This window comes from Cyanobium sp. ULC065 (assembly GCF_977927515.1).
Map to the genome: position 1 here is coordinate 2,643,207 of NZ_OZ376393.1, position 18,417 is coordinate 2,661,623.

General features: G+C 67.3%; 22 protein-coding genes. 11 read left to right on the forward strand and 11 right to left on the reverse strand.

What is annotated here, in order from left to right; all coding sequences use genetic code 11:
- The first annotated feature begins 25 nt into the window (after nucleotides 1–25).
- The gene (locus ACXMDP_RS13120) at nucleotides 26–457 is read left to right on the forward strand and encodes a hypothetical protein (RefSeq protein WP_457766939.1); all 432 of its coding nucleotides are present in this window, start codon (nucleotides 26–28) and stop codon (nucleotides 455–457) included.
- Between the two features lie 12 nt (nucleotides 458–469).
- On the opposite strand, the gene ACXMDP_RS13125 is transcribed toward ACXMDP_RS13120, so the two are convergent.
- The gene (locus ACXMDP_RS13125) at nucleotides 470–1,435 is read right to left on the reverse strand and encodes an aspartoacylase (RefSeq protein WP_259729745.1); all 966 of its coding nucleotides are present in this window, start codon (nucleotides 1,433–1,435) and stop codon (nucleotides 470–472) included.
- Nucleotides 1,436–1,521: 86 nt separating this feature from the next.
- On the opposite strand from ACXMDP_RS13125, the gene ACXMDP_RS13130 reads away from it, so the two are divergent.
- The 4 genes from ACXMDP_RS13130 to ACXMDP_RS13145 all read left to right on the forward strand — a co-directional run bounded on the left by ACXMDP_RS13130 (nucleotide 1,522) and on the right by ACXMDP_RS13145 (nucleotide 5,484).
- Nucleotides 1,522–2,490: a glutathione S-transferase C-terminal domain-containing protein gene (locus tag ACXMDP_RS13130; protein ID WP_259729746.1), complete on the forward strand. Its 969-nt coding sequence runs from the start codon at nucleotides 1,522–1,524 to the stop codon at nucleotides 2,488–2,490.
- On the forward strand, nucleotides 2,487–3,149 hold the full coding sequence (locus ACXMDP_RS13135; RefSeq protein WP_259729747.1) for a DUF2301 domain-containing membrane protein: 663 nt from the start codon (nucleotides 2,487–2,489) through the stop codon (nucleotides 3,147–3,149). Before ACXMDP_RS13130 ends, ACXMDP_RS13135 begins: the two co-directional genes overlap by 4 nt.
- Nucleotides 3,146–5,119: an ABC-F family ATP-binding cassette domain-containing protein gene (locus tag ACXMDP_RS13140; protein WP_259729748.1), complete on the forward strand. Its 1,974-nt coding sequence runs from the start codon at nucleotides 3,146–3,148 to the stop codon at nucleotides 5,117–5,119. Before ACXMDP_RS13135 ends, ACXMDP_RS13140 begins: the two co-directional genes overlap by 4 nt.
- Before the next feature lie 146 nt (nucleotides 5,120–5,265).
- Nucleotides 5,266–5,484: a Calvin cycle protein CP12 gene (locus ACXMDP_RS13145; protein ID WP_094512775.1), complete on the forward strand. Its 219-nt coding sequence runs from the start codon at nucleotides 5,266–5,268 to the stop codon at nucleotides 5,482–5,484.
- Here ACXMDP_RS13145 and cgtA read toward each other — a convergent pair.
- Nucleotides 5,472–6,491, reverse strand: a complete 1,020-nt coding sequence (gene cgtA / locus ACXMDP_RS13150) for an Obg family GTPase CgtA (protein WP_259729749.1) — start codon at nucleotides 6,489–6,491, stop codon at nucleotides 5,472–5,474. The two genes, ACXMDP_RS13145 and cgtA, sit on opposite strands and share 13 nt — an antisense overlap.
- Nucleotides 6,492–6,555: 64 nt before the next feature.
- On the opposite strand from cgtA, the gene ACXMDP_RS13155 reads away from it, so the two are divergent.
- Nucleotides 6,556–7,815, forward strand: a complete 1,260-nt coding sequence (locus tag ACXMDP_RS13155; RefSeq protein ID WP_259729750.1) for an ABC transporter ATP-binding protein — start codon at nucleotides 6,556–6,558, stop codon at nucleotides 7,813–7,815.
- 151 nt (nucleotides 7,816–7,966) lie between these two features.
- Here ACXMDP_RS13155 and ACXMDP_RS13160 read toward each other — a convergent pair whose 3' ends face one another.
- From ACXMDP_RS13160 to ACXMDP_RS13180, 5 genes are all read right to left on the reverse strand, one after another.
- Nucleotides 7,967–10,363, reverse strand: a complete 2,397-nt coding sequence (locus ACXMDP_RS13160; protein ID WP_259729751.1) for an endonuclease MutS2 — start codon at nucleotides 10,361–10,363, stop codon at nucleotides 7,967–7,969.
- Nucleotides 10,360–10,842, reverse strand: a complete 483-nt coding sequence (locus ACXMDP_RS13165; RefSeq protein WP_259729752.1) for a VOC family protein — start codon at nucleotides 10,840–10,842, stop codon at nucleotides 10,360–10,362. Before ACXMDP_RS13165 ends, ACXMDP_RS13160 begins: the two co-directional genes overlap by 4 nt.
- Nucleotides 10,843–10,903: 61 nt before the next feature.
- Nucleotides 10,904–11,152: a hypothetical protein gene (locus ACXMDP_RS13170; RefSeq protein ID WP_259729753.1), complete on the reverse strand. Its 249-nt coding sequence runs from the start codon at nucleotides 11,150–11,152 to the stop codon at nucleotides 10,904–10,906.
- Nucleotides 11,149–12,150: a porphobilinogen synthase gene (gene hemB / locus ACXMDP_RS13175; RefSeq protein ID WP_259729754.1), complete on the reverse strand. Its 1,002-nt coding sequence runs from the start codon at nucleotides 12,148–12,150 to the stop codon at nucleotides 11,149–11,151. The genes ACXMDP_RS13170 and hemB overlap by 4 nt, the downstream gene beginning before the upstream one ends.
- Nucleotides 12,151–12,221: 71 nt before the next feature.
- A complete protein-coding gene (locus ACXMDP_RS13180; RefSeq protein ID WP_094512768.1) occupies nucleotides 12,222–13,202 on the reverse strand; it encodes a DnaJ C-terminal domain-containing protein in 981 nt (326 codons plus the stop codon).
- Between the two features lie 149 nt (nucleotides 13,203–13,351).
- Between ACXMDP_RS13180 and ACXMDP_RS13185 the strand changes: the two genes are divergently transcribed.
- Complete coding sequence (locus ACXMDP_RS13185; RefSeq protein ID WP_259729755.1) at nucleotides 13,352–13,798, forward strand: thioredoxin domain-containing protein; 447 nt, start codon at nucleotides 13,352–13,354, stop codon at nucleotides 13,796–13,798.
- On the opposite strand, the gene ACXMDP_RS13190 is transcribed toward ACXMDP_RS13185, so the two are convergent.
- Nucleotides 13,776–14,471 (reverse strand): GAP family protein, encoded by a 696-nt coding sequence (locus tag ACXMDP_RS13190; protein WP_259729756.1) that lies wholly within the window; start codon nucleotides 14,469–14,471, stop codon nucleotides 13,776–13,778. The two genes, ACXMDP_RS13185 and ACXMDP_RS13190, sit on opposite strands and share 23 nt — an antisense overlap.
- A 5-nt stretch (nucleotides 14,472–14,476) precedes the next feature.
- Nucleotides 14,477–15,010 carry a hypothetical protein gene (locus ACXMDP_RS13195; protein WP_457766940.1) on the reverse strand — a complete coding sequence of 178 codons (534 nt, stop codon included), beginning with the start codon at nucleotides 15,008–15,010 and terminating at the stop codon, nucleotides 14,477–14,479.
- Between the two features lie 114 nt (nucleotides 15,011–15,124).
- Between ACXMDP_RS13195 and ACXMDP_RS13200 the strand changes: the two genes are divergently transcribed.
- Entirely contained in the window at nucleotides 15,125–15,334 is a 210-nt protein-coding gene (locus tag ACXMDP_RS13200) for a hypothetical protein (RefSeq protein WP_259729758.1), read from the forward strand.
- A 41-nt stretch (nucleotides 15,335–15,375) separates the two neighbouring features.
- Here the strand turns inward: ACXMDP_RS13200 and ACXMDP_RS13205 are convergent, their stop codons facing one another.
- On the reverse strand, nucleotides 15,376–16,011 hold the full coding sequence (locus tag ACXMDP_RS13205) for a M23 family metallopeptidase (protein WP_259729759.1): 636 nt from the start codon (nucleotides 16,009–16,011) through the stop codon (nucleotides 15,376–15,378).
- Nucleotides 16,012–16,507: 496 nt separating this feature from the next.
- The gene (locus ACXMDP_RS13210; protein WP_259729760.1) at nucleotides 16,508–16,705 is read right to left on the reverse strand and encodes a hypothetical protein; all 198 of its coding nucleotides are present in this window, start codon (nucleotides 16,703–16,705) and stop codon (nucleotides 16,508–16,510) included.
- 144 nt (nucleotides 16,706–16,849) lie between these two features.
- Between ACXMDP_RS13210 and ACXMDP_RS13215 the strand changes: the two genes are divergently transcribed.
- The 3 genes from ACXMDP_RS13215 (at nucleotide 16,850) to ACXMDP_RS13225 (ending at nucleotide 18,003) form a co-directional block, all read left to right on the forward strand.
- Entirely contained in the window at nucleotides 16,850–17,020 is a 171-nt protein-coding gene (locus ACXMDP_RS13215) for a hypothetical protein (protein WP_259729761.1), read from the forward strand.
- Nucleotides 17,021–17,199: 179 nt separating this feature from the next.
- The gene (locus ACXMDP_RS13220) at nucleotides 17,200–17,424 is read left to right on the forward strand and encodes a hypothetical protein (RefSeq protein WP_259729762.1); all 225 of its coding nucleotides are present in this window, start codon (nucleotides 17,200–17,202) and stop codon (nucleotides 17,422–17,424) included.
- 189 nt (nucleotides 17,425–17,613) lie between these two features.
- Nucleotides 17,614–18,003: a hypothetical protein gene (locus tag ACXMDP_RS13225; RefSeq protein WP_259729763.1), complete on the forward strand. Its 390-nt coding sequence runs from the start codon at nucleotides 17,614–17,616 to the stop codon at nucleotides 18,001–18,003.
- The last annotated feature ends 414 nt before the right edge of the window (nucleotides 18,004–18,417 follow it).

The following is an 18,417-nucleotide window of genomic DNA, read 5'->3' on the forward strand; positions in this document are numbered from 1 at the left end:
GCGCCCCTGCCGCTCTTTTCCCCTGATGCGACTCTCCCCCGTTCTCCTGGGCGCCAGCCTGCTGCTGTCGGCCTCCGCCGTGATCGGCCAAACCACCGATCCCTACAACACCTTCCCCTTCACCCGCCAGCGGGCCACCAACCTGGCCCGCATGCAGGCCGAGAAACTCAATGGCGGGCTCAGCATTTACCGCCCTGACGCCTGCATGTACAACCGTGCCGCCGGCAACTGCTTGATCAAGGCCGATGCCGAGGGTTACACCTTCCGTTTTCTGGGAGGCCCTCCTGGCTGGCAGGTGCTCGGCCTGCCGCCGAACACCGAAACCGAGCTGAGGATTTCGGCCGATGGCCGCCAGGTTCTTGGCGTGGTCTACAACGGCGTTGCCCGGCCCACCCCCGCCCCCCAGGCAGCTCCGCTGAATCAGGCCAGCCCCGATGGTGGCCAGGCCCCTCGCTGAGCGCCTCACCCTTCAACGGGCACAAGCGAGATCCCGGGCCAGCTGCTGGAGGGCTTCCCCCCACGCCTGGCTGCGGGGCCACCGCTCCCGGGTGGTGAGGCTGAGGGCAATTCCCTTCTCGCCATACGCCGCTTCGTTGATGAACACCGGCCAGGCGCAATCTCCTGCTGCCATGGCAGCGCCGATCATGCCGGCCGCTTCCGCCTCGAACGGCACGGTGGCCCCATCGGCGCCTTGAAACAGGGGATCGCCGAGCTGCAAGGGCTGCCAATCGCGGTGCTGACGACTGGGATGCAGGCAGCAGGCCGGACGGCCATCCGGATGGCGCGGCAGATCGAGGCTGCAAAGGTGGCGGTGGACGGTGAGAGCCACCGGCAGCCGTAGCGACCCGGCGCGTGCCGCTGCCAGGGTGGCCAGCGCCGCCTCCACGGCCAGGGCCGTCTGGTGGCAGATGGTGGCGGTGATCACCCCCTGCGGCACCGGACCCACCTCGATCACCACACCGCAGGGCCAACGCTCCACCAGAAAGCCGCTCTGGGCGGGGTCGCCCTCGTGCAGGTAGATCGGCAGCCCCAGCTGCGCCTGAATGCCGGCGGCCAGGGCCAGGTCGGTGGGGCGGCGCCCGTAGAGCACCAGGGAGCTGCCCATCGCCGCCGTGGTGCTGTGCAGATCGAGAACCACCCCGCAGGGGGTGGCGCCTGTGGGCCCGAAATCGGCGAGCAGCTGGCGCGCCCGCAGCAGCTCCAGGGAGCTGCGCTCGGAATCCGCCAGAGCCTCCAGGCCAAAGGAACGATTGAGATCGTGATCGAGGTAGCGCACCCCTGCCGCCAGAGCCGCGGGATTGCCCACCGCCAGCTCCACCGCCAGCCCGGCGCGGTCGAGGTGGGCGGTGTGGCGGCCCCAGTGCTCCAGCAGCCAGGGGGCATTGCGTTCGTTGCCGTGGGTTCCGCCCACCACCAGCACCTTGTCTGCGGCCATTTGCGCCCGTCCCTGCGAACACCTGCGCCACAGGCTGGCAGGGGATCCCGGCCAGGCCAGAGTCGGAGCACTCGCCCGTAGTGGAAATGGCCGTTCCTCCGCCCGTGGTGGCCTGCGTTCGCGCGGCCTGGCGCTGGCAATGGCAACAGCTGATGGGTGGATTGGGCCCCGCTGACGCCGAGGGCAACTACTGCCGTCCCGCCGGGGCCTTCGCCGTGCTGCCGCCCCTGCCGGCCACAGCCGGCACCAGCGCGGGCCATGTGCTGATCGTGGGCCGCAGCTGCCCTTGGGCCCATCGCGCCTGGCTGGTATGGACCCTGCGCCAGCTGCAATCGACGATTGATCTGGTGGTTGTGGAACCGGACCCCGGCGCCGGCCGCTGGCAGTTCTCAACGCCCTTCGAGGGGGCCCAGGCTCTGGCCGACCTCTACAGCAGCTGCGGAGCTCCAGCGACCGCGCCGGCTTCGGTGCCGGTGCTCTACGACCGCGCCGAACGCCGCATCGTGGTGAATGAGAGCGCGCGGCTGATCGAACTGCTCAACCGCTGGCCGGCACCCGAGGGGGTGCCCGATCTGGAACCTGCCGATCAGAACGAGCGCCGCGATGCCTGGCGCCAGCGCCTGCAGGGAGACGTCAATGACGGCGTGTACCGCTGCGGCTTCGCCCGCAACCAGGCGGCTTACAACCGCGCTGAATCGGCCCTGTTCGAGGCCCTCGAGGCCGCCGAGGCGGAGCTGCAGGCCGCCGGGCCCTGGCTGTGCGGCACCGCCCCCAGCCTCGCCGACGTGGTGCTTTTCCCCACCTTGATTCGCCTGGAACTGGTCTATGCCCCCCTGTTCGGCTGCAGCCGCCGGCCGCTCTGGCAATTCCCCGCCCTATGGGGCTGGCGGAGCCGCTTCCATGCGATCGAAGGAGTCGCCAAGACCTGCTTCCCCATGGCGTGGCGGCAGGATTACTTCGGTGCTCTGTTTCCACTGCACCCCTCCGGCATCATTCCGGCCGGCCCCGACCTGACCACACTGGTGAAGGCTTCTCCCCTCGAGATGATGCGATGAACGCCCGATCGATCGATCCCAGCGCCAGCACCGATCCGGTGTTCGAGGGTGTCTACGGACTGTTCACGATCACGGCCGAGGACCGGCGTGAGGTGCTCGGCTATCGCCTCGCTCTGCTGACGCTCGCGATCGCGGAGCTGGCCCTGCTGTGGCAGTGGCAACGCTTCGGCGGGGTCTGGTCGTGGCCGTGGCTGGTCGTGATGGCGGCAGGGCTGGGGCTGGCGCTGCAGTGGATTCACATCTACCTGCGGCCTCTGCACCGGGCGCTGCAGCTGTTCTGGCTGCTGGGCTGCGCCGGTGGTGTGGGACTGGCGCTGCGGGTGGGCCCCGACGCCATGCTCGACTCGCTGGCGGCCGATCCCCGCTGGATCTGGGCGATCGGCCCCTTCTTCGCCGCCCAGGCCGGCATCGGCTTCAAGGAGTTCTTCTGCTTTCAGCGGCCGGAGGCGATCGGCGTCACCCTCGTGCTGCCCGTGGCCCTGCTGGGCCGGCTCAGCGGGCTGCTGGATCCCCGCCAGACGTTCGGGTTGCTGCTGCTCCAGGCGGCCCTGTTGCTGGTGCTGTGCCTGCGCAAATTCCCGATGGCGGCGCAGGCTGATGTGGGTGACAAAAGCGTGTTCGCCCATCTCGAGGCCCAGGCGCAGGGCGTCAGCCGATGAGCCTGATCAGCCTGGTGGGGGTCGCCAAGGACTTCGGCATCAAGACCCTCTTCCGCGACCTCACCCTGCACGTGGGCGAGCGCGATCGGCTCGGGCTGATCGGCCCTAACGGCGCCGGCAAATCGACCCTGCTCAAGGTGCTCGCCGGGGTGGAGCCGGCGGGGGAAGGGGAACGCCGCTGCTCGCCCCGCCTGAACGTGGTGCTGGTCGACCAGGACCCCACGCTCGACCCCCAGCGCACCGTGCTGGAGCAGGTGTTCGCCGGCAGTGGCGAGAAGACGGAGCTGCTGCGGCGCTTCACCGCGGTGAGTGAGGCGCTGGCCGGATCGTCCGGGGCCAGGCACGACGCCCTGCTGGCGGAGCTGGGCGATCTGCAGAGCCGCATGGACCACTGCCAGGCCTGGGATCTGGAGCAGCAGTGCCGCGAGGTGCTCGACCGGCTCGGCATCCGCGACACCCAGCGCAAGGTGGGGGAGCTCTCCGGTGGCTTCCGCAAGCGCCTGGCCCTGGCCTCCGCACTGGTGGCTGAGCCGGACGTGCTGCTGCTGGATGAACCCACCAACCACCTGGATGCCGACTGCATCGAATGGCTGCAGAACCACCTGGACCGCTTCCGCGGCGCTCTGGTGCTGGTCACCCACGACCGCTACGTGCTCGACCGGGTCACCCGCCGCATCGTGGAGGTGGACCGGGGCGAAGCCCGCACCTATGAGGGCAACTACGCCAGCTACCTGCAGATCAAGGCGGGTGAGGAGGCCGCCGAAGCAGCCAGTGCCGCCAAGTTCAAGGGAGTGCTGAGGCGCGAACTGGAATGGCTGCAACGCGGACCGCAGGCCCGCAGCACCAAGCAGAAGGCCCGCATCCAGCGGATCGAGGCGATGCGGGAGGCGCCGGTGCGCGCCGGCAAGGACCAGCTCAGCCTGGCCACCACCAGTCGGCGGCTGGGCAAGAGGGCGATCACGGCGGAGCATCTCAGCGTGTGGGCGCCGCAGGGCCCGGCCAGGGCAGAGGCGGCCACCACGCCCACCACCCCAAGCGGCACGCCGTTGCTGCGCGACTTCAGCTACGACTTCAGCCCGGAAGACCGGGTGGGCATCATCGGCCCGAACGGCTCCGGCAAGTCCACCCTGCTCGACCTGATCGCCGGGCGGCGCCAGGCCCAGCAGGGCCGCCTGGAGCTGGGCAGCACCGTGCAGCTGGCCTACTTCGACCAGCAGACCGACGATCTGTTCGCCGGCAAGGGCATGGAGCGCAAGGTGATCGATTTTGTGCAGGAGGCAGCCAGCCGTATCGATCTGGGCGGTGTGCAGGTGAGTGCGTCCCAGCTGCTGGAGCGCTTCCTGTTTCCCCCCGCCCAGCAGCACAGCCCGATCGGCAAGCTCTCCGGGGGCGAGCGGCGGCGGCTCTGCCTGTGCCGGCTGCTGATTCAGGCGCCCAACGTGCTGCTGCTCGACGAACCCACCAACGACCTGGACGTGCACACGCTCACGGTGCTGGAAGACTTCCTCGAGGATTTCCGCGGCTGCGTTGTGGTGGTGTCCCACGACCGCTACTTCCTCGATCGCACCGTGGACCGGCTGTTCTGCTTCGAGGGCGGGGTGCTGCGGCGCTTCGAGGGCAACTACAGCGCCTACCTGGCCCAGTCCGCCCAGGCCGCGGCCAAACCCTCACCGGCGCCCACTGCAGCGCGACCCACGCCTGAAGCGTCCGCCCCGCCGGCCAGGGGAACGGGCGAACGCACCGAGCGGCCCCGGCGCCGCAGCTACCGGGAAAGCCGCGAGCTGGCGGATCTGGAGCAGCAGTTGCCGGGCTGGGAGGAGCGCCGCAGCCGGCTCGAAGCAGAGCTGGCCGGCGGCGGGCAGGGCGACTACGCCCGGCTGGAGAGCCTCACCCAGGAACTGGCCGCCCTGGTGGAACGCATCCATGCCGGCGAGGAGCGGTGGCTGGAACTGAGTGATCTGCCGGCCTGAGACCAGGGCAAAACCACCCGCTGGCAGAGGGATCTACCCCATGCTGGCGGGGGGTTGATGAGCTGGAGCCCACACGGCCCGGCGAAGCTGGCGCACGACCCGTAGGGTGGACTGGAAAAATTCGGTTGCCGCAGGTCGGCCGTCTTATGACTTCCATCGACGAGCACATCCTCAAGGACCAGATCGAAATCGAAACCGCCAAGGCCACGGGCAACGAGGCCAAGGTTCGTCACCTTGAGGAAGAGCTCAAGTCTTTGCAGGAATACAAGACCCATCACCCCGAGGACAATCACGATCCCAATTCGCTCGAGGTCTACTGCGACCTGAACCCTGAAGCCCCTGAGTGCCGCGTCTACGACGACTGAGCCACCAGGGCCTGTTCGCTGCGGTCGAGTTCCTTCCAGACCGCTTCCAGCAATCGATCGAGCCCCTGACGCGTTGCCCCGGAGATGGCCAGCACCTCCCGGGGCCAACGCTCCTTCAACGCGTTTGAAGCCGCTGCCAGAGCATCTTCATCCAGCAGTTCCACTTTGTTAATGGCCAGCAGCCGGGGGCGATCGGCCAGCCCATGGCCGTAGGCCACCAGCTCCGCTTCCACCACTGCCAGGTCGTGGGCCACATCCGTGCTGGAGCCATCCACGAGGTGCACCAGCAGTCGGGTGCGCTCAATGTGGCGGAGAAAGTCGTGGCCCAGCCCCGCGCCCTGGGCGGCGCCGGCGATCAGACCGGGGATGTCGGCGAACACCGTGCCATCCCCACTGGGTTTGCGCACCACACCGAGATTCGGGATCAAGGTGGTGAAGGGGTAATCGGCGATCTTCGGCTTGGCGGCCGACAGCACACTGATGAGGGTGCTCTTGCCTGCATTCGGCAGCCCGATGATGCCCACCTCCGCCAGCAGCTTGAGTTCGAGCTGCAGTTGCCGCTCTTCCCCGTCCTTGCCTTCGGTGAACTTCTCGGGGGCCCGGTTGCGATTGCTCAGGTAGTGGGCGTTGCCCAGCCCGCCGCGGCCTCCGGCTGCCACCCGCAAGCGATCCCCTGGCTCGATCAGATCGCCGAGCAGGGCTTCGGTGTCAGGGTCGCGCACCTCGGTGCCGCAGGGCACCCGCACCACGAGATCCTCCCCGCCGGCGCCGGAGCAGCGGTTCGGGCCGCCGCGGCGGCCTTCCGGGGCGGCAAACAGCCGCTTGTATTTGAAATCCAGCAGGGTCTGCAGGTTGGCATCGGCCTGCAGCCATACGGCCCCACCATGGCCGCCATCACCGCCGGAAGGACCACCGGCCGGCACATATTTTTCCCGACGAAACGCGACGATGCCGTCGCCGCCCCGGCCGCCCTGGACCGCTATGCGGGCTTGATCGATGAACTGCAAGGAATCCCTTAACGAAGGCCGAACCTGAGGCCAACCCTAGGATCGGCCGGTCAGAGGCTCCGTCTTGGCAGAGGTTCGCTTCCAGCAGGTCAGCAAAACATTTCCACCACGGCGGGGCAGCGAGCCTGTGGAGGTGCTTCGCCAGCTCGACCTCGACGTGCCCGATGGTGAATTCCTGGTGCTGGTGGGTCCCTCCGGCTGCGGCAAGAGCACTCTGTTGCGCATCCTGGCGGGCCTGGAAACCCCCACCGATGGCGAAGTGCTGGTGGGCGGGAGGCCCGTGAGTGGCCTGCGCCCGGCCCAGCGGGACGTGGCGATGGTGTTTCAGAGCTACGCGCTCTACCCGCACCTGAGCGTGGCCGACAACATCGGCTTCGGGCTGCGGCGCAGCCGTCCCCGCAGCGTGGCCCAGCAGCTGCAGGACAGCCTGCATCGCTGCAGCCGCGGGCTGCCCGCCCCCCTGCGCCTGCCCTCGAAGCGGGAGCAGCGCATTGAGGCGCGCATCGCCGGGGTAGCCGAGGAGTTGGGCCTCACGCCCCTGCTCGACCGGCGTCCCAAGGAGTTGTCCGGCGGCCAGAAGCAGCGGGTGGCCCTGGGGCGGGCGATCGCCCGGGAGCCCGCCGTGTTCCTGATGGATGAGCCGCTCAGCAACCTCGACGCCAAGTTGCGCACGGGCACCCGCGCCCAGATCGTGGCGCTTCAGAAGCGGCTGGGCACCACCACGCTCTACGTGACACACGACCAGGTGGAGGCGATGACGATGGGGCATCGCATCGCCGTGCTCAACCAAGGCCGGCTGCAGCAGCTGGGCACGCCGATGGAGCTCTACACCTGGCCTTCGAATCTGTTCGTGGCCCAGTTCATCGGCAGCCCACCGATGAATCTGCTGCCGGTGCAGGCCGCAGGTGGCGATCAGATTCAGCTCGATGCCCGTCGCTTTCTGGTGGAAGGCCCGATGGCCGCCGCTCTGGCCTCCCATGCCGCCCGTGGAGTTTCCACCCCCCTTACAGGCGGGCTCCGGCCGGAGCATCTGAAGCTGGCACCGGCCACCAACCGGAATCTGCCGGGCGACGTCACCCATGTGGAGGCGCTCGGCAATGAACTGCTGGTCAGCGCCCGGCTTCTGGAGGGCGGCCATCTGGTGCAGCTGCGGGCCGACCCCTCCCAGCGGGTGGTGCCGGGGCAGCGGATCCACATCGACGTGGACCCCAGCGGCTGGCGGCTGTTCGATGCCGCCGGGGAGGCACTGGCACTGCCACCGACCACCACCGCCGGCCCCGAGCGCACGGGGCCGGAACCTCAACTGCCCGTGCTCGATCTCTGAGCCCAGCAGGGCGGAGGTGCATAAGGGGAAGACCACCTCGTTAACTGGTCAGCCATTTCAAGAGTGAAATGCCCCTGGGTCGTTCCCACCCTGCACACTCTCAGCCCCGGTCTGGCACTCACCATCACCGGTGTTGTAGTGATCTGAGGCTTCATGCCACCCAGACCACACTGCAGCCTGGGCCACCGTCACCCTGCTCCGCATCGCTCACCCGCTCCACGTAGGGCACGGTGTCCAGCCACTGGCGCAGACCTCGCTTCAGCTTGCCGCTGCCGATCCCGTGGATCACCCACACCGGCCCTTCCGCCGCGCGCAGCCGTTCCTCCACCGCCGCCTCCGCTTCATGCACCCGCAGGCCGCGCACATCCACGGTGTTGCGTTCGGTGCGCACCTGGGCACCGCCGCCGCCGCGGCCGGGCTGGCGGCGCACCTGCACAACGGGCGGCTCCGGTGGCGCCGGCTTTTCGCCACTGAGCGATTCCACCCCGTCGAGCGGCACCGTGAGACGCAGCACGCCGCAGCGCACCGTGAGCTCATGCCCGTCGGCGGCAATCTCCAGCACTTCCGCCGCCTTGCCGAGCGAGAGCACGCGAATCCGCTCCCCCAAAGAGGGCCGCCAGCCGCGGTGCTGGCGGCGTTCCGGCTTTGGCTGGTGTTCTTGCTGCAGGCGCTTGAGCCGTTGGCCCGCCTGGCGCGCCTCCTCCCCATCAGTGTCGCCCTGGCGCAGGCGACGGATGATGCGGCGCACTTCCCGCTGGCCATCGCGGATCGAGTGCTCCAGCTGGCGGCGCCGCTGCTCCTGCAGTTCCGCCGACTGCTCCTGTTGGTGCTGCCAACGCTGCAGCAGTTCCTCGTGAAGCAGTTCAGTGCGCACCAGCAGCACAGCCGCCTCTTCGGCAGCCTCCTGCTGGCGGCGCCGCTGATCCTCCAGGCCACAGATCACCTGGTTCAGCTCCCCTTCCCCCTTCGGCGCCAGCAGGGCGGTGGCGCCCTCGATCACGGCCGGCTCCAGGCCGAGGCGGCTGGCAATGGCCAGGGCGTTGCTGCGGCCCGGAATGCCCCACTGCAGTTGATAGGTGGGCGAGAGGGTTTCGACGTCAAAGCCCACCGAGGCATTCTCGAAGCGGGCATCCTCGTACTTGAGCGCCTTCAGCTCACCGAAGTGGGTGGTGGCGATGGTGAGGCGGGCGCGGGCGGCGAGATGGCGCAGCAGGGCGATCGCCAGGGAGGTGCCCTCGGTGGGGTCGGTGCCGGCACCCACCTCATCGAGCAGCACCAGGGAGGCGCCACCGTGCGTTCCCGGCGGCGGCAGCGCTTCGAGGATGCGCGCGATGCGGCGCACGTGGCCGCTGAAGGTCGAGAGGTTCTGCTGCAGCGACTGCTCATCGCCGATGTCGGCCAGGACAGTGCCGCACCAGGGCAGCCGCGGCGTACCGCGGCAAGGCAGGAACAAGCCGGCGCGTGCCATCAGGGCCGCCAACCCCACACTTTTGAGCGTGACTGTCTTGCCGCCGGTGTTCGGGCCGGTGATCGCCACCACCCGCAGGTCGCTGCCCACGGTGACCGTGACCGGCACCACCACCCTGCCGCCCTCGCGCCGCTCCTGCCAGAGCAGCAGCGGATGGCAGAGATCCACGAGCTGGAAGGGGGCCTCGGCAGTGGCGGACAGCTCGGGGCGCACCCCGCCAAGGTCCTGGCCGTAGCGAGCGCGGGCCACGGCGCCATCGAGCTGCACCAGCACCGTCTGCAGGGTGTGGAGAGCGTCTGTGTCCGCCGCCACCAGGCTGCTGAGCTCCGCCAGCACCTGTTGCTCGAGCTCGCGCTCCTTTCCTTCAAGCTCCCGCAGCCGGTTGCCCAGGGTGATCACCGCCTGGGGCTCGATGAACACGGTGCTGCCGGAGGCCGAACTGTCGTGCACCAGGCCGCTGAGCTGGGAGGCCGCCCCCGCCTTCACCGCCAGCACTGGCCGGCCGTTGCGTTCGGCGATCACGTTGTCCTGCAGCAGGGGCGCGCAACGCCGAATCAGCTCCTGGAGCCGCTCACGCCGCTGCTGGCGCAGAGCCGAGAGCTGCAGCCGCAGCGCGGCCAGCGCCGGGCTGGCGCGGTCGGCCACACGCCCGCCTTCCTCGATACAGAAGCGCAGACGCTGCTCCAGCTCCGGCAGGGTGCGCAGGTTCTGCACCAGGCCGCTGGTGACGGGCCGCAGGTCCTCGTCCTCGATCTGGCGGCGCAGGCGGCGGCCGGCCGCCAGGGTGGTAGCCACCTCCAGCAGGGGCTCACCGGAGGCGGTTCCCCCCTTGCTGCAGTGCTGGAGGGTGCCACCGAGATCGGCGACGCCCTGAAAGCTCAGCCCCCCCTCCAGCACGCCATCGAGGCCCAGCAACTCCGTGGTTTCACAGAGCAGGCGCTCGCTCTCGGCGCAGCTGGCGGCGGGCACCAGGGAGCGGCAGTGGCGGGCACCGGCGCGCGTGCTGGCGAAGCTGGCCAGGTGCTCCGCCAGGCGAGGCCACTCCAGCAGGTCAAGGGCTTCCGCCTCGATCGGGTTCAAGCCAGCCCCTGCACCTGTCCGGCTAGGGCAGCGGCTCTGGTGGCTCCGGCGCCGGCCATGGCGGCTGAGGAGCCATCAGGCAGAGCCGCAGCGATCGGCTCCTCGCCCTGGTTGGAGGGGATGCCTTCGGGAGGCTCGTAGAGCATCTCCAGCCAGTTTCCTTCCGAATCCTGGAGGTAAAAGGAAGCGGTGCCGTCGCGGTGATCATGCAGCGGGCCCACCGGATGGCCAGCGGCGCGCAGCTCGCCGTGGACAACATCCACCTCGGCGCGCTCGCTGAAGTGAAAAGCGAAGTGGGGCCCGGCGGCGGTGTAGGCCGGGCTCAGCAGGGCCACCCCGTCACCGCCCTCGGGGGCCTGCAGATAGGACCAATCGTCGGCTTCCCAGGTGAGGCGCAGGCCGAGGGCCTGATAAAACGCCTTGGCGCGGGCCATGTCCTGCACCCGCAGGGCCACGTGGCCCAGTCTTCGCACCGGCATCGACAGTGTCCTGGTCTTGAGTCCATTCTGAGCCGCCGCAGGCCCCGCGGTGAGGCGGAGCTCAGCGCCGGTCGGCCAGCAGCAGCGACACCCGGCAGACGCAGCCGATCGAGAAGCAGATGGCAGCGCTGCCCAGCAAGCCCCAGCCGGAGGCCTGAAGATTGAAATCCTCAAGGGCGAGCAGGCGCAGGGCGAGCAGCACGAGCAACAGAGCCACCAGCCAGGGGGCCAGCACCCACACCATCAATGGGGAGGGGCGCCGCCGGGCCTGACCAGTGGGGCGACGTGCCGCCGGCTCGGAGGAGGTCACCGTTCGCTAAGCCATCGGGCCGCATCGCAGGCGTGGTAGGTGAGGATCAGATCGGCACCGGCGCGCTTGAAACAGAGCAGCGTTTCGAGCACCACGGCGCGCTCGTCGATCCAGCCGCGCTGGGCAGCCGCCTTCACCATGGCGTACTCGCCACTCACGTTGTAAGCCGCAATCGGCAGTTCAGATTCCTCGCGCAGGCGATGGATGATGTCGAGATAAGCCAGGCCCGGCTTGACCATCAGGATGTCGGCCCCTTCCTGCTCATCCAGCGAGGCTTCGGTGAGCGCCTCGCGGCCGTTGCTCGGATCCATCTGATACGTGGACTTGTCTTTGGGGATCGGCTTGTTCCCCACCGGACGCGGGGCGGAATCGAGTGCCTCCCGGAAGGGGCCGTAGTAAGCGGAGGCGTACTTAGCGGTGTAGCTGATGATGCCGATGTGCTCAAAGCCTTCTTCATCGAGCGCCTCCCGGATCGCTCCCACCCGGCCATCCATCATGTCGCTGGGGCCGAGCAGATCGGCGCCGGCGCGGGCCTGAGCCACCGCCTGACGGCACAGCTGGGCCACGGTTTCATCGTTCAGCACCACACCTTCGCTGTTGACGATGCCGTCATGGCCATCGCAGGAATAGGGATCAAGAGCGACGTCGGTCATGATCGCCATGGCCGGGTGTTCCTGTTTCAGGCGGCGAATGGCACGAGGAATCAGCCCGCCCTCGTTGAAGCATTCTGCGCCGTCTTCCGTTTTGAGGCCATCGGCCACCTTGGGGAAGAGCACCACGCAGCGGATGCCCAGATCCCAGGCCCGGCCCACTTCTTCCACGAGCCCTTCCAGGCTCCAGCGCTGGCAGCCGGGCATGGCCTCAATCGGCTCATTGCTGGCCCCTTCGTGCACGAACAGGGGGTAGATGAAATCGGCGGGGTCGAGGTGAAACTCGCGCACCATCGCTCGAAGAGCCGGGGTGCGGCGCAACCGGCGGGGTCGATAGGTGAGTTCCATACGGGCAGACCTGCTGGCCGGATCCTACGGATCAGCGCTCCCCGCCTCGGAGGCCCTCCTGTGGCAGGGGTTCAGAGAATGGCGGCTTTGCACCACTCCCGCCTTGGGTCGGTGCTGCGCGCATCGCGCAGCTGCTCGAGCAGCTTTCGCTCCTGCTGGCTGTAGGTGTCAGGCAGGGCAAGGGTGAGGGTGAGCAACAGATCGCCGCGGCCATCTTTCTGGGGCCAGCCCTTGCCCTTCAAGCGCAGGCTGCGCCCCAGGGGCACACCGGGGGGTACCTGAACGGTGGCATCGCCGTCAGGGGTGATCACCCGGATATCCCCGCCAAGGGCGAGCTCGTCGAGGCTGAGTGGCAGATCGGCCCGTAGCTGATCCCCCTCCAGCTTCCAGACTGGATGCTCCTGCAGGGTGAGGTTGAGGTAGAGGTCGCCTCGCCGGCCGGTGCCGGGCTGGAGGTTGCCTTTGCCCTTGAGGCGCAGGCGGCTGCCGTTCTTCACCCCAGCGGGCACGCGCACCTGAACCCGCTCTTCGTTGACGGCCAGGGTGCGCTCGCAGCCGCGAAAGGCATCGGCAAAGGTGATGGTGATCGTGGCTTCCGCATCCAGCTGGGCGCCGCTAGCGCGGCCGGTGCCTGGAGTGAAGCCACCGCCGAACCCGGCCGGAAAGCCTCCCGAGAAGCCGAACCCGCCCGGTGCACCCGCGAAGCCACCGGGGCCGGCGGCCCCGCCGAAGCGACCGAGCAGGTCGTTGATGAAGTCGTCGAAGTTGCCGTAGCGGCTGAAATCCACATCGACACCCGGTGCGCCGCCACCGCCCATCTGGCTCCAGTACTGGCCGAACTGTTCATACTTGCGGCGCTTGTCAGGATCGGAGAGCACCTCATAGGCCTCACTGATCTCCTTGAAGCGTGCTTCTGCCGCCGCGTCGCCGGGGTTCACATCCGGATGGTGCTGACGGGCCAGCTTGCGGAAGGAACGCTTGATGGCGTCCGCGTCGGCTCCCCGTTCAAGGCCCAGCACTTTGTAGTAGTCGCGATAGCCGTTGGCGCTCATCGAGGCAGGCTCATCGGCACGTCAGCAAGAACGTTCAGCCTCTCCAGTTTCCCAGCCGGAGCGTCGTGGTGGAAGGCCGGCGGAGGGCGGAAGCCCGAACGCCGCCGTTGGGGCTCTGCCTACGCTGCAGGTCGTGATTGGCGCTGCCGATGCCTTTGCTCGCCGTGGTTCTCGCCCTCAGTGCCCTTGGTGCCCAGCCAGGCCCGGCAGCGCTGGCAGCTGCGCCCGCTGTGGCCTCCGGCTCCAGGCCAGCAACCTCCAGCACCGGCACGCTCGGTGATGCCCTCAAGCCCTCCAACGCCGAACAACTGGCACTGGTCGACTTTCTGATCCAGCAGGGGGCGGTGTTCTATGGCGCCTGGTGGTGCCCCTACTGCTTCGAGCAGAAGAACCTGTTCGGCACCGAGGCGGGCCGCCGCCTCCCCTACGTGGAATGCGACAAGGACGACGCGGGGCGGCTGCGCTGCAGCAGCGCCGGCGTGCGGGCCTACCCCACCTGGACCCTCAAAGGGGAGCGGCGGGAAGGCCTGCAGACCCTTGAGCAGCTCAAGGCCTGGAGCGGCTTCCGCAGCCCTACAGCCGAGCCAGCCCGTTGACGGTGAGCAGAGCGGCGAACACAAAGCAGAGCGTGGCACTCACCTGGCGCTGATGGCTGTTCAGCCAGCGCCCGAGCCGCTCCAGCAGCTGCTCACCGCGGCGGCCACTGGCCAGCACCAGACACGGCGGCAACAGGGCAGGCAGGAGGGTGAAGCCCACCAGAAATGCCGACAGGCCGGCGCGCTCAGCGGCGTCGAGCGAGGCGCGGGCAAGATCCTGCACCGCCGGAAGAAACAGCGCCAGAGAACTGAGGTTGGCCGCCATCGCCCCCAGACCGAGCCGAAACGCCGACCACGGCGCGGCGGCCCTTGCAGGTGTCGGGGGTGGTGGGGCAACCGCGAGACCAGGCTGTGCACGCAGCAGATTGGCCGCGCCCAGCGACACCAGCAACGCCGCCACGGCCAGATGCAGGGTCGCCGCCACCGGATCCGGCCCCGTAGGGCGGGGCGGCAGCAGATCGCCAACGGCCAGGCCGAGCCCCAGCCACACCAGGGTGATCACGGCAGCGCCCAGCAGGAACGCCCAGGCCCGCGCCAGCCCCAGAGCAGGTGCCAGCAACTGGCGCACCTGCAGCACCAGCACCAGCGGACTCATCGCCGCACCCACTGCCAGTGGCAGCACCGCCGCCAGCACGGCTGCTGCAGAGAGGGTTGTTGACGCAGCGGCCGCCATCGCGCTCAGGTCGCCTGACCGGCCGGTGGCTGGGGCGGGGCGGCCGGTGGGGCGGCCGGCGGCAGCAGCAGGCTGTTGAGGCCGATCAGCAGAAACGACAGCGCACCGACCCCGGCCAGAATTCGCAGCGGCAGCGGCATGCCCGTCCGCTCTGGCATTGCGTCATCGCCCGCCAGCGGAGCACGGGCAGCAACGGCGGCCAGGACGGCCGCCTTGGCGGAGTCGGCGGTGACGCTGCCGCCTGCGACGAGATCCTGCACCAGCGGATGGAAACGGGGCTCGAACCAACGGCGGAACACCCCGTAGCTGCGGTCCTGGGGCCAGAGGTGCTGCACGGGGCACCACACCGCCAGTTCCGTTTCAAAGATCACAGCGTGGGCGCGGCGCAGCAAGCCTTCCGCCTCCGCATCGGTGGCATAGGGGGGGAGCAGATACAGCCCGGCTTCACGCGCGGCTGCTCCCGGCAGCTCCAGGCCGAGCCCTACGGCCCAGTCGAGCAGGGGCTGGCGCGGCACGACGCTCACAGCGCAGCGGTTCAAGGCAGGCATGGCCCTCCCCGGGGCGGCGGGTCCCAGCGTGCCACCACCGGTCGGCCCCGGCTGCTGCCGCCAGCGCCCTGCCGCGCCATGCTCAGTCCACACCCTTGCTCCGCCATGGGACTCCTCACGCTGTTGATCGCCGCTCTGCTGATGGGCGGCCTGTGGTGGACACGCATGGGCGCCCCCGCTCCACCCACAGGTGCCGCTCCGACCGGCCCTGCGGCGATGGACGGCAGCCTGCGCCGCGCCCAGGAAGCGGCACGCCAGCAAACCCAGCTGGAGACGCAACGGGAAGACGCCATCATGAAACCACTGCAGCCCTGAGGACCGGGGCTGCGACATCCGCCTTCTGCAGCCATCGCGGTTCAGCGGCCTACAGCCGCCGCGCCAGCCAGCAGCGGCTCCGCCATCACCGGCCATGGATCCATGGCCACGGTGCGGCCGTCCCGTTGGCGCCGCAGCTCGAAGTGCAGGTGGGGCGTGGTTGCTCTGCCTGTCTGGCCTACCCGGCCGATGCGTTCACCGCTGCTCACACCCTGCCCGGGCACCACGGCCACATCCAAAAGATGCGCATAAAGCGTGAGCCAGCCATCGCCGTGATCGATCACCACCGTGAGGCCGTACCCGCTCACGTCATCCACCAGCCTGGTGGTGCCGGGCAGGGCCGCCAGCACGGCCGATTCAGCGGGCACGATCAGGTCCACACCGGCATGCATCCGCCAGCGACCACGCGACTCGGAGTAACGCCAGCCGTAAGGGTCCAGCTCGGTGGCCGGCACGGCCAGGGGATAGGCCAGCACGGGGCTGTTCCCCAGCGGCAGCAGCAAGGGTGGCAGTGGCGGTGGCAGCGCGCCGCTGACCAACGGCAGCGGCTCCGGATTGGGCTGCAGCAAGGCCTGCAACTGCTCCGGCAAGGCCTCGTTGGCGCCCAGATCCGCCACCGGCGTTTCAGCGGGCACCTCGAGCGGCCTGGGCGGCAGACCGCTCTCGTAGGCGGCCACAACGCCGCAGGTTGCCCAGGTAAGGCAACACAGGGCCAACAGCAGAACCAACATCTTGTCCCGACCGCCCGTGCCACACGCCCCAACGCGCCACGCACCAGAACGCTTCGCGCGCCGCCTGCGCCTCACGCTCGTTTCAGCCGGCACCTCCATGACTGCTCTGCGCCTACGGCCGGCTCAACATATCGGCGCTCTTCGCTTTGCCAAGAGGCATCGACCGGTGGCGAGAGTGGAAGACAGAAGCCCGGGAAGGGTCAAACCAAGCAAGTCCAACACTATTACGAATGGAGGAAGATTACCGATGCAGGGAGACGATCAGAGGAGGGAGTGATCACGAGAAGATAGAACAAGATGCTGCCAGACAGCCAAGAGCACTGTTCTTGACATTGCCAGGTTGTGATGAACATTTTGTCCACATCGCTCACAACCCTCACGAAGCACCATCGCAACAGTTCTGACCACCTTGAACAGCCTGAGCATGAGCCTGGAAGCCAGGTCAGTCGTCTCGAACGTCAGCGCGGCAATCCCCGATGCCGGTGTTGATTGTGCCACCAACTGTGATCGTGCTGCTGGCGGTGATGCTGTCTTTACCAGCCCGGGCATTAACAGTCCGCTCTACTGGAATCTCCCAGCCGTGATCTGATTCGGCCCGGTCGGAGAGATACGCGAACAGACTTTGGCTGAAGGTTGTCATGGCTTTGTTTGTATGCGCACATACTGTGTCAGCAGACTCCGCCTTGCTGTCGACAGCGGTGTTGCTGCAACACAACAACCTCCATTTCTGCACCGTTGAGCCATCTAGCCGCTTGGATGCCCCTTCATCCATTCGGAGCTGAGGATGCGGCTGGAGATCAGCAGTGCGATGGAGAACCATGCTGCGTACCTGGGGCACTGGACCGAGCTGCTCAAGGCAAATCCGCAGGTGCTCTTCCAGGTGCAAGGTGAAGCCATGCGGGCGGTGGAGCTGATCGCGCCAGGAGCCGGCGGTTCCTTAACACTCGATCATTGAGGAGTTGGACGCCAGGATGTGTCGGGCAAGACCATGATGTGCCGTGAGAGCGAACAGGATTTACGTCGGAATCCTCTCCACAGGCCGAGAGAGGATATACTGATCATTCTCAACTATAGTGAACTGATTCACTTTGGGCTGCTCGCAAAGGGGCTGCCAGGTCGAGTTCACCTAGCCCTATGAACACTGCCAAGCAAGTCATGAAGCTCTTTGCTGTTGCTATGGCCAAGCAGTCAAACTACTACGACGACAAGAAGACTGACTCTGAGCATGATCAGAATCAGTTGGACTGGTTTAGGGAGCAAGCGCAGAACGGGACACTTCTCCTCCATGGCCATTCTATCCTCATGATGGCACAGGGCTTTGGATCATACAGGCAGAAACTCTTGAAGCTGCCAGATTGATTGCTGTATCTAGCCCTAGAGCAAAGGATGAAATACTGTCTGATCAAGCGCGAGTTGTGGAGTGGGAGGCGCATTTTGGAGTCAGCCGCTTCCAGCAAGCTATTCTCATGCTTCCCAATACGCACCTATGGCGACTGCCTCAGGCTTGAGTGATGGGCTCGAGGATGTGCGGGTTTCTGGAGGCTCAGAATGAATCGACTCCTGCATGCCGTTGGCGCCATCGTCGTAGTGCCATACGTTGCGCTGGCACTATTCTTTCTTTCCATCGGTGAGGTTGCACGGGCAAGAGGCCTTGGTGGCCTTCTTGAGATCGCCTGGAATAGCCTTGACTGGTTCGCCTGGGGTATCTACTTAGCTCCTACGTTTTGGGTTTGCCTGGTCGCAACAGGTTTTGTTCCAAGCCTGCAAAGAGCAAGTTCACTTTGCTTGTGCCTTCTTGCTGGTGCCAGCTTCCTTGTGGTCGTCACGTTGTCCTCGAATCAACTTGGCATTGGCGAGTTCATCTTCCTGCTTCCATGCATCGGCGTTGCCGCGACCAGCGCTTGGGTATTCGCTCGGATTCGTCGCAAGACGCCGTAGTCATTTTGCTATGCAGACTGCTCAGCAGAGCTCAAGAGTGACTGCGTACTTGAACAAAGGTGCAAAGCCTAATGGGTTTACAGTCTGCATGACCCACGGAGTTCACATCCAAACTGATCCTGGTTTAATCCTACGTGATGTTCAAGGCCTGCTGGGCTTCGATTGCATTGGCTGCAGGGCGTAGCCCACTGATGGTTCTTGGCCATCCGGCTCAAGGAGAACGTCAACCCCCGCCCCGATGTCCACCGCCACCCTGAGGTGGTCTGGTTTTTCTGGACAGGCCCGATCGTCAACCTGTGAGGATGGGAACGGCCCCTGAAAGGGGCTGCCACCGTTGGCGGAGCCTTCTCCAAAGGTTTCAAAAGGAGTTAAGCAAGCGCCGCAGCCACGGGCCCGAGTTCACCAGGTTCACAA

Excerpts from the sequence above, each read along its gene's own strand:
- ACXMDP_RS13200 (WP_259729758.1), top strand. The coding sequence starts at position 15,125 with ATGGGACTCCTCACGCTGTTGATCGCCGCTCTGCTGATGGGCGGCCTG.
- ACXMDP_RS13125 (WP_259729745.1), bottom strand. The coding sequence starts at position 1,435 with ATGGCCGCAGACAAGGTGCTGGTGGTGGGCGGAACCCACGGCAACGAA.
- hemB (WP_259729754.1), bottom strand. The coding sequence starts at position 12,150 with ATGGAACTCACCTATCGACCCCGCCGGTTGCGCCGCACCCCGGCTCTT.
- ACXMDP_RS13215 (WP_259729761.1), top strand. The coding sequence starts at position 16,850 with ATGCGGCTGGAGATCAGCAGTGCGATGGAGAACCATGCTGCGTACCTG.
- ACXMDP_RS13130 (WP_259729746.1), top strand. The coding sequence starts at position 1,522 with ATGGCCGTTCCTCCGCCCGTGGTGGCCTGCGTTCGCGCGGCCTGGCGC.
- ACXMDP_RS13185 (WP_259729755.1), top strand. The coding sequence starts at position 13,352 with ATGCCTTTGCTCGCCGTGGTTCTCGCCCTCAGTGCCCTTGGTGCCCAG.
- ACXMDP_RS13220 (WP_259729762.1), top strand. The coding sequence starts at position 17,200 with ATGAACACTGCCAAGCAAGTCATGAAGCTCTTTGCTGTTGCTATGGCC.
- ACXMDP_RS13210 (WP_259729760.1), bottom strand. The coding sequence starts at position 16,705 with ATGACAACCTTCAGCCAAAGTCTGTTCGCGTATCTCTCCGACCGGGCC.
- ACXMDP_RS13120 (WP_457766939.1), top strand. The coding sequence starts at position 26 with ATGCGACTCTCCCCCGTTCTCCTGGGCGCCAGCCTGCTGCTGTCGGCC.
- ACXMDP_RS13225 (WP_259729763.1), top strand. The coding sequence starts at position 17,614 with ATGAATCGACTCCTGCATGCCGTTGGCGCCATCGTCGTAGTGCCATAC.
- ACXMDP_RS13190 (WP_259729756.1), bottom strand. The coding sequence starts at position 14,471 with ATGGCGGCCGCTGCGTCAACAACCCTCTCTGCAGCAGCCGTGCTGGCG.
- ACXMDP_RS13165 (WP_259729752.1), bottom strand. The coding sequence starts at position 10,842 with ATGCCGGTGCGAAGACTGGGCCACGTGGCCCTGCGGGTGCAGGACATG.
- ACXMDP_RS13135 (WP_259729747.1), top strand. The coding sequence starts at position 2,487 with ATGAACGCCCGATCGATCGATCCCAGCGCCAGCACCGATCCGGTGTTC.
- ACXMDP_RS13180 (WP_094512768.1), bottom strand. The coding sequence starts at position 13,202 with ATGAGCGCCAACGGCTATCGCGACTACTACAAAGTGCTGGGCCTTGAA.
- ACXMDP_RS13145 (WP_094512775.1), top strand. The coding sequence starts at position 5,266 with ATGACTTCCATCGACGAGCACATCCTCAAGGACCAGATCGAAATCGAA.
- ACXMDP_RS13140 (WP_259729748.1), top strand. The coding sequence starts at position 3,146 with ATGAGCCTGATCAGCCTGGTGGGGGTCGCCAAGGACTTCGGCATCAAG.